At 66.5% G+C, this 12442-nt stretch carries 13 protein-coding genes and 1 tRNA gene; 8 read left to right on the top strand and 6 right to left on the bottom strand.

Annotated features, from left to right (window positions below):
* Positions 1 to 154: 154 nt before the first annotated feature.
* Positions 155 to 988, top strand: coding sequence for a deoxyribonuclease IV (locus tag P1K32_RS05375; protein WP_276251671.1), 834 nt, complete (start codon positions 155 to 157; stop codon positions 986 to 988).
* Between the two features lie 90 nt (positions 989 to 1078).
* Positions 1079 to 1822, top strand: a complete 744-nt coding sequence (locus tag P1K32_RS05370; protein WP_276252171.1) for a class I SAM-dependent methyltransferase — start codon at positions 1079 to 1081, stop codon at positions 1820 to 1822.
* Here P1K32_RS05370 and P1K32_RS05365 read toward each other — a convergent pair.
* Both P1K32_RS05365 and P1K32_RS05360 read right to left on the bottom strand, forming a co-directional pair.
* Positions 1819 to 2601, bottom strand: a complete 783-nt coding sequence (locus P1K32_RS05365) for a hypothetical protein (protein WP_276251670.1) — start codon at positions 2599 to 2601, stop codon at positions 1819 to 1821. The two genes, P1K32_RS05370 and P1K32_RS05365, sit on opposite strands and share 4 nt — an antisense overlap.
* Positions 2602 to 2819: 218 nt before the next feature.
* Positions 2820 to 3470 (bottom strand): DUF7095 family protein, encoded by a 651-nt coding sequence (locus P1K32_RS05360; protein WP_419181064.1) that lies wholly within the window; start codon positions 3468 to 3470, stop codon positions 2820 to 2822.
* Positions 3471 to 3587: 117 nt separating this feature from the next.
* On the opposite strand from P1K32_RS05360, the gene P1K32_RS05355 reads away from it, so the two are divergent.
* The 5 genes from P1K32_RS05355 (at position 3588) to ncsA (ending at position 9026) form a co-directional block, all read left to right on the top strand.
* Positions 3588 to 4610, top strand: coding sequence for a DUF2332 domain-containing protein (locus P1K32_RS05355; RefSeq protein WP_276251668.1), 1023 nt, complete (start codon positions 3588 to 3590; stop codon positions 4608 to 4610).
* Between the two features lie 88 nt (positions 4611 to 4698).
* Positions 4699 to 5442, top strand: coding sequence for an alpha/beta fold hydrolase (locus tag P1K32_RS05350; protein WP_276251667.1), 744 nt, complete (start codon positions 4699 to 4701; stop codon positions 5440 to 5442).
* Positions 5443 to 5502: 60 nt separating this feature from the next.
* Complete coding sequence (locus tag P1K32_RS05345) at positions 5503 to 7326, top strand: bacterio-opsin activator domain-containing protein (protein WP_276251666.1); 1824 nt, start codon at positions 5503 to 5505, stop codon at positions 7324 to 7326.
* A gap of 62 nt (positions 7327 to 7388) precedes the next feature.
* Positions 7389 to 7988: a DUF7344 domain-containing protein gene (locus tag P1K32_RS05340; RefSeq protein WP_276251665.1), complete on the top strand. Its 600-nt coding sequence runs from the start codon at positions 7389 to 7391 to the stop codon at positions 7986 to 7988.
* Between the two features lie 45 nt (positions 7989 to 8033).
* Positions 8034 to 9026: a tRNA 2-thiolation protein NcsA gene (ncsA, locus tag P1K32_RS05335; RefSeq protein ID WP_276251664.1), complete on the top strand. Its 993-nt coding sequence runs from the start codon at positions 8034 to 8036 to the stop codon at positions 9024 to 9026.
* A 628-nt stretch (positions 9027 to 9654) separates the two neighbouring features.
* On the opposite strand, the gene ftsZ is transcribed toward ncsA, so the two are convergent.
* The 4 genes from ftsZ to P1K32_RS05315 all read right to left on the bottom strand — a co-directional run bounded on the left by ftsZ (position 9655) and on the right by P1K32_RS05315 (position 12180).
* Positions 9655 to 10866, bottom strand: a complete 1212-nt coding sequence (gene ftsZ / locus P1K32_RS05330; RefSeq protein ID WP_276251663.1) for a cell division protein FtsZ — start codon at positions 10864 to 10866, stop codon at positions 9655 to 9657.
* A 2-nt stretch (positions 10867 to 10868) separates the two neighbouring features.
* The gene (locus P1K32_RS05325) at positions 10869 to 11051 is read right to left on the bottom strand and encodes a ribbon-helix-helix domain-containing protein (RefSeq protein WP_220586444.1); all 183 of its coding nucleotides are present in this window, start codon (positions 11049 to 11051) and stop codon (positions 10869 to 10871) included.
* A gap of 214 nt (positions 11052 to 11265) precedes the next feature.
* Positions 11266 to 11892, bottom strand: coding sequence for a double zinc ribbon domain-containing protein (locus P1K32_RS05320; protein ID WP_276252170.1), 627 nt, complete (start codon positions 11890 to 11892; stop codon positions 11266 to 11268).
* 72 nt (positions 11893 to 11964) lie between these two features.
* Positions 11965 to 12180, bottom strand: coding sequence for a hypothetical protein (locus P1K32_RS05315; RefSeq protein ID WP_276251662.1), 216 nt, complete (start codon positions 12178 to 12180; stop codon positions 11965 to 11967).
* 123 nt (positions 12181 to 12303) lie between these two features.
* Here P1K32_RS05315 and P1K32_RS05310 point away from each other — a divergent pair.
* A tRNA-Tyr gene (locus P1K32_RS05310) sits at positions 12304 to 12377 on the top strand.
* Positions 12378 to 12442: the final 65 nt, after the last annotated feature.

Raw genomic sequence — 12442 nt, 5'->3', positions numbered from 1 at the left:
TCTCTGACCGAAGCGGGGAGAGCGAGGCGTCGACTCGGAGACGCCTCGAGAGCGAACGGCGCAGCTGTGAGCCAGGTGAGCCGCGAAGGCACTGTGAACATTTGCTCCACGAGATGTCGGAACCCATTTTATCCAACGGCACACACCGCTGTCCATGGTACAAGTCGGTGCACACACCTCTATCGCCGGCGGCGCGTACAACGCCGTCGACGAGCAGGTCGAGTACGGCGGCAACTGTGGCCAGATATTCTCCCACTCCCCGCAGGTCTGGCAGGACCCCAACATCGAGGACGAGGAAGCAGCGAAGTTCCGCGAGTTGACCGAGGACAACGGCGTCGGTCCGTGGGTCATCCACTCCTCCTATCTCGTCAATCTCTGTACGCCCAAAGACGACCTCCGCGAGAAATCGCTGGACTCGATGCAAAAGGAGGTCGACGCCGCAGCCAAGCTCGGTGTCGAGTACGTCAACGTCCACCTGGGCGCCCACACGGGCGCGGGCGTCGACGGTGGCCTCGACAACGCCGCGAGCGTGCTGGACGAGCTGGATGTCCCCGACGGCGTCACCGTCCTCATCGAGTCCGACGCCGGCAGCGGGACGAAGCTCGGCGGGCAGTTCGACCACCTGGCGACGGTCCGCGAGCGCACCAGTCTGGACATCGAGTTCTGTCTCGACACCGCCCACATGTTCGCGGCGGGCTATGACCTCTCGACGCCCGACGGGGTCGCAGAGACCTTCGCCGAGTTCGACGACGTGGTCGGCTTCGACGACCTCGCCTGCATCCACCTCAACGACTCGAAACACGCCTGCGGGACCAACAAGGACGAACACGCCCACATCGGCGAGGGCGAGATCGGCGAAGCCGGAATGCGTGCGTTCGTCAACCACGACGCCGTCGCGGATGTTCCGTTCGTCCTCGAGACACCGACCGAGAACGGCAAGAGCTTCGCGTGGAACATCGAGCGGGTGCGCGAACTGCGCGAGGACTGACCGCCGACCGCGGACTTTTTGCTGCTGTCCCGACTTTGCTCTCGCGTGCGACGCTTCTCCGCCGACTATCTCTCGGACACCCGCTCAGGGATGTGGGCCGACTCCCGCGAGGCCCTGTCTGACCTCGCGCTCGCGGAGTCGGACCGCGTGCTCGATGTCGGCTGTGGCACCGGGGAACTCACCCGCGTGCTCCGCGAAGAGAGCGACGGCGACGTGGTGGCCCTCGACGCCGACGCGGGCCTGCTGGCCTCGGTGCCCGGGCCGACCGTCAGGGGCGACGCCACCCGGCTGCCCGTCGCCGACGACAGTTTTGACCTCGTGGTCTGTCAGGCACTGCTCATCAACCTCCCCGACCCCGTCGCCGCGGTCCGGGAGTTCAAACGCGTGGCCAGCGACCGCGTCGCGGCCGTCGAGCCCAACAACGGCGCGGTCACGGTCCAGTCCACGGTCGACAGCGAGCCCCAGCCAGCGCGGCGCGCCCGTCAGTTCTTTCTCGACGGGGTCGACACCGACGTCGAACTGGGGGCCGACGCCGCCGACGTCTTCGAGGCGGCCGGCCTCGACGTCGTCTCGACCCGCCGCTACGACCAGGAACTGTGCGTCGAGCCACCGTATGGCGAGCGGGCCGTGCGGGCCGCCCGGCGGAAGGCCACCGGCGAGGGGCTGGCGACCGACCGGGAGACGATTCTCGACGGCGAGACCACGCCCGAGGAGTACGACGCCCTGCGAGAGCAGTGGCGCGAGATGGGGCGGACAGTTGTCGACCAGATGGGGACCGGCGACTACGAGCGCCGGGAGACGGTCCCCTTCTTCGTCACCGTCGGTCGGGTCTAGCTATCCGGAATCGACACGACCCCCTCGCCGGCGGCGACGTTCCAGCGTTCGTCCGACGCGACGGTCAGGCTCGCAACCGCAGCGGACAGCGTCTCGGGCCGCTCGAAGCGGACGGCGACCGTCCGTGAGGTGTAGTCGTCCGTCTGGATACACGGGTCGCTGTGACAGCCGAAGGCGCGGACGCCGTCGTCGGTGGCCTCGACGCGCTTGATGTGTGGCACCACCGAACCCGACCCCCACCCGGTCTCGACCACGAGGACGGCGTGGGTATCGAACTCCGTCCCCTCGATGAGCTCGACCGGCCCGTCGTCCGCGTCCCCGTCTACCCGCGTCCTGTCGGAGTCCTCGGTCAACAGCGTTGCGAACACCTGCTCGTTCGCGTTGTCTTTCGTGTTCTCGAGTCCCGCGTCGGGGAACACCGAGCCGCGGGCACTCGCCTGTTCGAACGACAGCGACGGCTCGCTGGCCATGTCCGCACAGAGATACAGCGGGTCCCTGCCCCCTTCGTCGGAATCGGTTTCGTCGCACTGGGGGACGGATATCTCGTAGGGTGGCTCGTCGACACGCGCCAGGTCCGAGGGGAGCTCGCCGTCGGTCGGCGTTCCCGGCTCCGGGGGTTTCTCAGTCCCGTCGGTCGGCGTTCCTGGGTCCGTGGTCGTCTCGGTCCTGTCACCCGTCGTCCCGGCGGGCTCGTCGGCGGTGTCGTCCAGACAGCCAGCGGCCAGCGTCGCTACCGAGACGCCGGCCAGTCGGAGGGCGTCGCGTCGGGTTCGTGCCATACTGGGAGGTGATTCGGTGCAAGTAAAGCTCTTGTAGTGGCTCAAACGAGGATTTGAGCGATACTCGACTGGGATACTCCTCACTCCCTCGCTACTGCTATGTGGCTCCCTGCGGTCACCGTCCCGCTTCGAGGTAGTTCGCTTCGCTCACTCCCTCGCTATTGCTCGCGGTTCCACCGCTCGCCTGTCCGGAGACGCTTCCTTACGGTCAGCGTCTCCTACACCACATCCCCGCGGACCGTCGCCCCCTCCTGCCGGTCACGGTAGGCCCGCACCGCGTCGGCGGCTTCGTCGGCCTCCTCGGCCGCCATCCCCAGCATCTCCAGCGCACCCGACAGCGTCGGCAGGACGAACTCGCCCTCGCGGAGCTTCCGGAACGCTTCCTCGGACCGCTGCCCCTCTACCCACAGACACGCACCGCGGGGGTCCAGAATCTGCTCGTAGTTCTCGCGAGCCATCGCGCCCTTCAACCGCTGGGTGACGTTGTCGTCGAAGGAGGCGTTACACACTTCCAGGTGGATGGGCTCGTCCGTGTCGTCGGGCAGGAGGTGGGCGGCCAGACATTTCTCCGGGGCGGCGTGGCCGCTCGCGTTGGCCCGCAGGTAGTCGGGATGCTCGTCGGCCCACTCGGCCCGGACCGTCTTGCCCACGCCGTCGACGCCGTGACGCTTCCTGAACTCCTCGCTGCGCTCCGGGGCGTCCTTGAACAGGATGTCCTTGGTGACGTAGACGTCAAGGCGCTCGAGGGGGTCGAGCCCGAGCGCCACGTCGCCGTACACCCAGACCTCCCGGACCGGCACCGGCATGGTCTCGGACTCGACCGTCTCGACGATGTCCTCGACGCGGGCGACGGCGGCCGCGCGGTCCATACTCATTGTCCGTCGTTGTAGGTCGGCGGCCAAAACGCTGACTCTCCGCCGCCAGGGCGTGACACGACTTCCCACACAGGCGATAGCGTTTTGTCGCCGACGGCAGTCGGCGGTCGTATGGACGGACATGCCGACCAGTTCCGAGACCTGGCCGCGTGGGCCGAGGGGTCGGACCCGCTGTACGCCCATCTCTGCCGGCGCGTCGCCGACGACCCCGACGTGCTGGCGCTGGCCGAGACGGCCCCAGAGGGCCGACAGATGCCGAATCTCCTGCTCGCGGCGGTACAGTACCGGCTCGAGCGCGACGGTGACCACCGCCTGGCCCGGTACTATCCGAGCCTGACCGCGGACCCACGCTCACCGGACGCGGAGTGCTATCCGGCTTTTCGGGAGTTCTGTCTCGACAACGCCGACGCGCTCCGCCCGCTGCTTGCGACCCGGCGGACCCAGACCAACTCGGTGCGCCGGTCGGCCGTGCTCTATCCCGCCATCGCGCACGTCGCGGCCCGGACCGACGGCCCGCTCGCGCTGGTCGAACTCGGGCCGGGCGCCGGGCTGAACCTCCGCTTTGACCGCTACTGCTACGACTACGACGGCCAGGTGGTCGGCGAGACCGAGTCGCCGGTCACCATCGAGAGCGAGATTCGCGGCGGTGACCCGCCGCTGCCCGAGTCACCGCCGGCCGTCCACTCGCGGGTCGGCGTCGACCTGAACCCGCTTGCCGTGACCGACCCTGCTGATACCGACTGGCTCCGCGCGCTCGTCTGGCCGGCCCACACCGAGCGGCGCGAGCTACTGGAGGGTGCGCTCCAGGTCGCAAGGGCGGACCCGCCCCGGCTCGTCGAGGGTGACCTCCTCGAGGATTTGCCAGCCGTGCTTTCCGGGATTCCCGACGACGTGCCCGTCTGCGTGGTCAACACGCTCGTGCTGTACCAGGTTCCCGACGCGGTCTGTGGCGCCCTCGAAGCCACGCTACACGAGCGGATGGCCGAGCGACCGCTCCACTGGCTCACCGGCGCGCCGGAACTTTCGGGGGGCGAGTCGGTCGACCTCGACTGGGTCCGTCGCGAGGCCGGTGCGGTCCGCCGAGACCGCCTCCTCACACACGACCCCCACGGTAAGTGGCTCGAATGGGGATAGCGAGGTCGCGAACGGGGAGCGCAGCGACCCGTGAGCGAAGCGGGCCGTGGAACGCGGTTTTTTCACGCCCACAGGCCAAGCCGGGAGTATGCAGATTCGGGTTTACGACGACGGCGCCGCTGGTGCTGACGACGCGGTCCGGGACTGCCTGTTCGTGCTGGGCTGGGGGAACCGCTGTCGTCACGAGAACGTCCAGTGGCTCGTCGACCGGCTCGCCGAGCGCTACCGCGTCCACGTCGCCGAGTTGCCGACACACATCACGGACGTCGAGCGCGAGTGGGTCGCGCCGCTGGCGGAGTACGCGGCCGACCTCGAGCGCTTTCACGTCCTGAGTCACAGCGCCGGCGGGCTGGCGACCGCCCACCTCGAGGCCGAGGGGCTTGGCAACCGCGTCTATCTCAGCCCCTGGTGGGGCAGCGACTACCCGCTGCCCGGCTTCGTCTTCGGCGCCCTCACCTCGCTTCCGATATCGAGGCCTATCGTCCCGTTCAGCGACCTCGAGGGCGACGCGCTGGGCGCGCTCGCGACCGACCAGCAGGTCGCGGACGCCCCCACGGCCGCGTCGCCGGCCTTCCTCGGGGCTATCGACCGCGCACAGCGACGACTCCCACCTGGTCGCGAGGACGCCGTGGCCTTCTGTACGCTCACGGACGCCATCGTCGACCCGCGGGCGGTCGGCCACCGGCTCCCGGCCGACCGCATCCGGCTGTACGACGGGGGCCACGAGCTGTTCTCCTCGACTGTCAGGGAGCGGCTCACCGAGACGGTCCTCGAGACGCTTGAACGGGGGCCCGGGGGACTTCTGGCCGCCGACGCTCGTGAGACGCTGTAGCGTTCGCGACACCGGTTCCACCGGCGGAACAGTTATATCTTTCAGGATAGTTGACACCACATGGAGGACCGTTCGGTGCTCGACGATATCTACGTCGCGACGCTGCGGGTGTTCACCGACAGCGACGAGCCGACGGCCCCTCGAACCACACCGGAGGTCGCCGCGGAACTGGAGTGTGGTCGCCGCGCCACCCACAAGCGGCTGCAACAGCTGGTCGAGGTGGGCGAGCTCCGCACGAAGAAAGTCGGCGCGGGCGCCCGGGTCTGGTGGCCCCCGGCCGACACCGACTCGCGTGACCGCCGCCGACTCAGGGAGTTACTGACCAACACCGAGCGGCTGGGCGACGTCGGCGCCTGGGAGTACGACATCGACGACGAGGAGCTGTTCTGGACCGACGGGACCTGTCGGATACACGGCGTCGACAGCGACTACGAGCCGGAGCTGGAAGCGGCACTGGCGTTCTACCACCCCGACGACCGGCCGGCCATTCGCCGGCTGTTCGAGACCTGCGTCGAGACGGCCACCCCCTACAGCACGGAGGCTCGCCTGATCACGGCGGCCGACGAGGAACGCTGGGTCAGTGTCTCGGGGGAAGCCATTTCCGAGAACGGCTATGCGACGGTCCGGGGCTACCTCCAGGACATCACCGCCCAGAAGCAACACGAGCGACTGCTCGAAACCCAGCGCGCTGACCTGGAGGTGTTGAACAGTCTCAACGCCGTCGTCCGACAGCTCACCGACGCCGTCATCGACCAGTCGACGCGGGCCGAGATAGAGGCGACGACCTGCGAACGGCTCGCCGGCGCCGAGCCCTATCGATTCGCGTGGATTGCCACGGTAGACCCTGTCACGCTGGAACTCGTCCCGCGCGTGGGACACGGCTGTGAGGGCTATCTGACCGACGCCAAACTCACGTCGAACCCGACCGAGCCCGGCGGACGGGGTCCCGCCGGCCGAGCTGTCCGGACCCAGGAGATGCAGTTCTCGCGGGACGTCTACGCCGACCCCGATTTCGAGCCCTGGCTGGACCTGGCCGAGCGCTACGGTTACCGCTCGATGGCCGTCATCCCGATCGTCTTCGGGGAGACGCTGTACGGCGTGCTCGGCATCTACTCCGAGCGGGTGGGCGCCTTCGGGGCGGCCGAGCGGGAGGTGCTCGCGGGTATCGGCGAGATAGTCGGCCACGCTATCGCGGCCGTCGAGCGCAAACAGGCCCTGCTCTCTGACGAGATTGTCGAACTGTCGTTCCGGATTGACAACACCGACAGCCAAATCGGTATCCCGCCGTCGTTTGAGGCCTCCTTCGAGTTCGACAGCACGCTGTCGCTTGGCGACGGGACGTTCCTGGTGTACTGTACGGCGACGGACGTCGAACGGGCCCCGATAGCCTCGCTCGCCGACACCGAGGAACTCCAGTATATCGAGCGTCTCACGATTCTCGGGGAGACAAACGACGGGTACGAACTCGAGGTCGAGATGGTCGACCCGCCGGTTCTCTCGACAGTCGCGAACCTCGGTGGGTCAGTCTCGAACGTGACCATCACCGGCACCAGCACGACGATGACCGTCAACCTCGCGGCCGACCAGGACGTCTCCGGGGCCATCGACCGCATCACGAGCGCCGAACCCGACGCAGAGATGCTCCGGCGCCGACAGATGACTCGTCCCGCTCGCTCGCTGGACCGACTCTTCAAGCGGCTCCCGGACTCGCTGACCGAGCGCCAGCGAGCGTCGCTGGATGCAGCGTACTTCATGGGGTACTTCGACTGGCCGCGTGACAGCTCCGGGCCGGAGGTGGCCGAGCGCCTCGGCGTGAGTTCCTCGACCTTCCACCAGCATCTCCGGAAGGCCGAGGCGAAGCTACTCGACGCCGTCTTCGAATAGTTCTCCGAGTGTCACATATTTCCGGCAGGCAACGTATCCTCAGACCGAGTGTACACCTCCCAATGAAAACCGCACAGTGTTCGCGACCCAACCGCCGTCAGCTGTCCGCCGCCCTGGCCGACCAGCGGTCGAGGCACCTCCTCAGCTGTCTCCAGGACAGCCCGGCGACCGTCCGGGACCTGGCCGTCGCCCTCGCGGCGACGGAGCTCGGCTGTGCACGTTCGGCCCTGACATCGGCCGACCGACGGCAGTACCGCCGGCAACTTGACCAGCACTACCTGCCGCGGCTGACCGACACCGGGCTCCTCGAGCGGTCCCCCGACGGCTTCGTCCGATACGTCCCCGAAACGCTGGCGCGCTTCGACGTCCGGTTCCCGTCGCTGGCGGAGCCGACTGACCCCTCGTGGCCCGCCGCCGCGGCGGTGCTCAGGCGGCCATACCGGTACTCACTCGTCGCCGCCCTCGCTGAGGAGGAGTCGCTCTCCCTGTCGCGGCTCGCCGACCGACTGGCGGACACCGACGGGTTCACCGCGACGCCGCGCGAACTCGCTATCGCCTGCCACCACGTCGACCTCCCGAAACTGGCGTCGGTCGACCTGCTCACCTACGACGCCGACACCCGAACCGTCACGAGCGGGCCCGCCATCGAGGCGGTGCTGTAGGCACGAGACGAAACCCTCAGGACGACCCGGACGTACCCTGAACTAATGGAGTGTGACAAGTGCGGGTCCGACGCGGTGTTGCACGCGGCCTACTCCGGCCTCTATCTCTGTGAGGACCACCTCTGTCGGGCCGTCGAGAAACGCCTGCGCCGCCGGGTGCGCGAGGACGGCCTCGTTCCCGACGACGCGACGCCCGAGGACCCGGAGACCTGGGTCATCGGTCTCTCCGGGGGCAAGGACAGCGTCGTCCTCACACACATCTTGTACGACATCTTCGAACGCGACCCCAGAATCGAACTCGTCGCCCTCTCCATTCACGAGGGTATCGAGGGGTACCGCGACAAGAGCCTCGACGCCTGCGAGGAACTCACCGAGGAGCTGGGCATCCGCCACGAGGTCGTCTCCTACGAGTCCGAATTCGGCGTCCAGATGGACGACGTCGTCGAGGACGACCCCGAGGGGATGGCCGCCTGTGCGTACTGCGGGGTCTTCCGCCGCGATATCCTCTCGCGCTACGCCGAGAAACTGGGCGCGGACAAACTGCTGACGGGCCACAACTTAGACGACGAGGCCGAGACGGCGCTGATGAACTTCCTGGAGGGCGACGTCGACCAGATCGCCAAGCACTTCGACGCCTCGCTGGGCCCGTTCGAGGGCGGCGACGCGCCCACGGAGCAGACACGCGAGCCACAGGACCACCACGTCCCCAGGGCCAAGCCCCTGCGTGACGTGCCCGAGAAGGAAATCGCGCTCTACGCTCGCTTTCGCGACCTCCCGGCTCACATCACCGAGTGTCCCCACGCCTCCGAGGCCTACCGCGGCGAGATTCAGGAGCTGATGCTCGGGCTGGAGGAGAACCATCCCGGGACCCGCCACTCGATCATGGCGGGCTACGAGAAACTCGCCGCGCTGGCGGCCGACGCCTTCGGCGGCGAGAGTAGCGATAGGGACTTCGGCGAGTGTGACAACTGCGGTGCGCCCACCGCTCGCGACATCTGTCGGAAGTGCAACCTGCTCGAGGCGCTGGAAGCAGTCTGACTAGTTGCTTTTCTGTTAGCTGTAGACCGTACAGAGAGCCAGAAAGTCCCACTGCTCTCAGCTTTGGCTCGCGGGCCGTGCGAGGCGGTTCCACCGCCTCGACTTCGCGGCGCGTAGCGCCGCGCAAGGCCCGCTCGCCAAGACGAGGGACCTTCGGTCCCTCGCGACCCGCGGCTCGCTGTCGCCCGAAAGGCGCGTAGCGCCTTTCGTGAGTGAGCGAATCGGAGATTCGCGATCTGTGCAAGACCTTCGGTCTTGCAGCATCACGAGAGAGTCGTCCGAAAATCGAAGATTTTCGCCATCACGAGAGAGCTTTGCTCTCTCGGACGACTTCGCTCTCTCGAACGACGCCCTTCGCTCACTGCGTTCGCTCCAGTGCTTACTTCGCCGGGGTTCGCTGAGAGCAGTGCCCCTCTCAGTCCCGCCCAAGCTGGCTGGTCAAACAGCTACGGGTGGGACTGAGCGGAGCCGAAGGCTCCGCGAGGGTCGGGAGACGCGAAGCGTCTCCAGGGACTTTCTGGCTGTTAACAATGGTTTCGACGCAGTAGCTGTCGGCTATCCGGCTTCCGCTTCTAGCTCAGCACGCACAAAAAGAGGGGTCCTGTCCCTCGGAGAACGAGGTCGACCGCTACTCGCTCGTCCGGATGACGTCGAGGCCGTTGTTCTTCTCTTTCGTGCTGCGGCCGCCGTCCGTCTCGCCGTAGCCGGCACTGCTGCCGCCGGCGCCGCCGGCGCTCTCGAAGTTCTCGGAGGCGTCGAAGGAGGTGCCGTCGTCGACCTCCTGAATCGCCTCGCGGGACTTGTTGGCCTGCTTTTGGGTGGACGGCCCCAGGACCTGTGCGGACTGGACGCCGGTCATGATGGCCATGACTCGGACCTTGCCCTTGTACTCCTCCTGGATGCGGGCGCCCCAGATGACGTTGGCGTTGGCCTCCAGTCGCTCGGTGATGTTCTGAGCGATGCCCTCGGCCTCCTTCAGCGTGAGGTCCGGGCCGCCGGTGATGTGGACGAGCCCGCCGCTCGCGCCGCGGTAGTCCACGTCCAGCAGGGGGTGGTTCATCGCGTCCTTGACCACTTCTTCGGTCTTGTTCTTGTCCTGGGTCTCACCCACCAGCATCACCGCGACGCCGCCCTGGTTCATGATCGAGGTCATGTCGGCGTAGTCGAGGTTGATGAGGCTGGGCTGGGTGATGGTCTCCGAGATGCCCTTGACGGTCTCGGCGATGATCTGGTCCATCACCGAGAACGCCTTGCCGATGGGCAGGTTCGGGACGTAATCGAGCAGGCGGTTGTTGTCCAGCACGATGATGGAGTCGGCTTCGTTGCGAAGCTTCTCCAGGCCTTCCTCGGCTTTCACCGTGCGGGCGCGCTCGACGTTGAACGGCGTCGACACCATGCCGACCACGATGGCGCCCTGCTCTTTGGCGATCTTCGAGACGACCGGCGCCGCGCCGGTCCCGGTCCCGCCACCCATACCGGCGGTGACGAAGACCAGGTCCGCATCGCCCAGGACCTCCTTGATGGTCCCCTGTGCCATCTCGGTCGCGCGCTCGCCCATCGAGGGGTCGCCACCCGCGCCGAGACCGTTGGTGAGGGACTTGCCGACCAGTATCTTCGTGTCGGCCTCGATCATCTTGAGGTGCTGTTTGTCCGTGTTGATGGCCACGGTGTCGGCGCCCTCGACGCCGATGTTGTAGAGCCGGTTGACCGTGTTGTTGCCGGCGCCACCGCAGCCGACGATGACGATGCGGGGGTCACCGAACCCGTCGACGTCCTCGTCGGACAGCTTCTGCTGTTCCTGCTCGTCGCGTTCGAGGGCTTCGTTGACGATGTCCTGCATCGTTACACCCTCGCCCACGTTCGTTTGTCTTTCTCGGAGGCACGTTCCGAGCCCTCTTGCTCGGACAGCATCTCCCGGACGGCCGACCGGATAGCCTCACTCCGGTTGGGGTATTCCCCCGTATCGACCATCTGTTCGACCTCTTCTATCTGCTGCTTCGGAATCCGTAGTGTCACACGCTCCATGGTTGTTTCCCTTTGGGTAAGACGATCCAAACGAGCCGTGTTTACGGCCCGCCTGACTGTTTTACACAGCGAAATCGACCGACGGCGGCGGGTACGCCACCGCGACCCCGGCTGTGTAAGACGACCGTCTTACGCACGATGTACCACAGACTATGGGATAATAAAAGTATCGCTGAGTGTATGACAATTGTGCGTTTACGGCGGTAAGGGGCTCTTACTCCCTGTTTGCGCCACTTCTGGTCTGTTCGAGCACGTCCGCAGCGGGGGTTCGTCGCCCGCAACCGGGGCAGAATCCCCAGTCCGACCGGAGCTCGTCACCGCAGTCACAGAACACGCGTCGGGAGGCTTTCTCCCCGCAGTTCGGGCAGTAAACGTGCGAGGACGCCAGGTTCTCGCCACACTGGGCACAGGCGGACTGCCCGCTGGCCTCCGCGTCTTCACGGCTCTCGGGTGCTGTCTTACGGCCCTCGCGGTCGTGTGATACACCCGTCGTCGCAGTGTCGGTCTCTGTGTCTGACGCGCGTCTGCTGCCGGCCCGTTCCTCTGTTACAGCCCCGCTATCGGCGTCGAGCGTGATGTTTACATTCACGTCCTGTGGCTGGCGCGGCGTCGTCGGTGTCTCCAGTCGGTCGGCGACGAGCGCGTCGACGCGGTCGGCGATGAGCGCGTCGATGCTCTCCGTGTCGGTGACTGCCTCGTCCGCGTCCGACGCGCTCTCCGATGACCCCTCGCCATCGAGATACGCACGGAGTGCCTCGCGCATGACCTGACTCTTCGAGGCGTCGAACTCCTCGAGGCGGTCGACGAGGTCGTCGTCAGCGCGGAACGTTATCTTGCTCATCCGACTCGTCATACAGGTTGTCTCCCGGGTATTTCAATCTTCCCGCTGTGTCTGACGCTCGTCGTCGTCGCGTCAGCGCGGGTCGTAGCCGGCACTCCAGGAGAGGTCACAGAAGGGGCACTCGATACGGTAGTTATCCGAACCGAGCAGTTTCGACTCGACCGTGACCGAGAACTCGCCCGCCTCGCGAGCGCATTCGACGTGGAACCCTTCCCCACAGTGGTCACAGGTTACCGACTGGAGTTCGTTGGTGAGCGGGTCACCACAGTAGTCACAGTCTCCAAGCACACCCCTCCCTACGCTTACCTCTGATTTACATATTGTGTGCGAATGCGCATATGTTACGGGACCCCGCACGCTTCGCGAATAACAATCCTTAAGTCTCGACCACGGGCTACTTTCGACTGCAGACCGCCCTTAGCTCAGACTGGTAGAGCAGTCGACTGTAGATCGACTTGTCCCCCGTTCAAATCGGGGAGGGCGGACTCGTTTTGACGCCGCCTGCGAACGTAGTGAGCCAGCGGCGTCTATCGAGTCACCCACGACACGG

The organism is Haloarcula rara (assembly GCF_029338235.1).
In the GTDB taxonomy this organism is placed as follows: Archaea; Halobacteriota; Halobacteria; order Halobacteriales; family Haloarculaceae; genus Haloarcula; species Haloarcula rara.
Note: the sequence above shows the minus strand (reverse complement) of the source record. Positions and strands in the feature narration are given on the sequence as shown.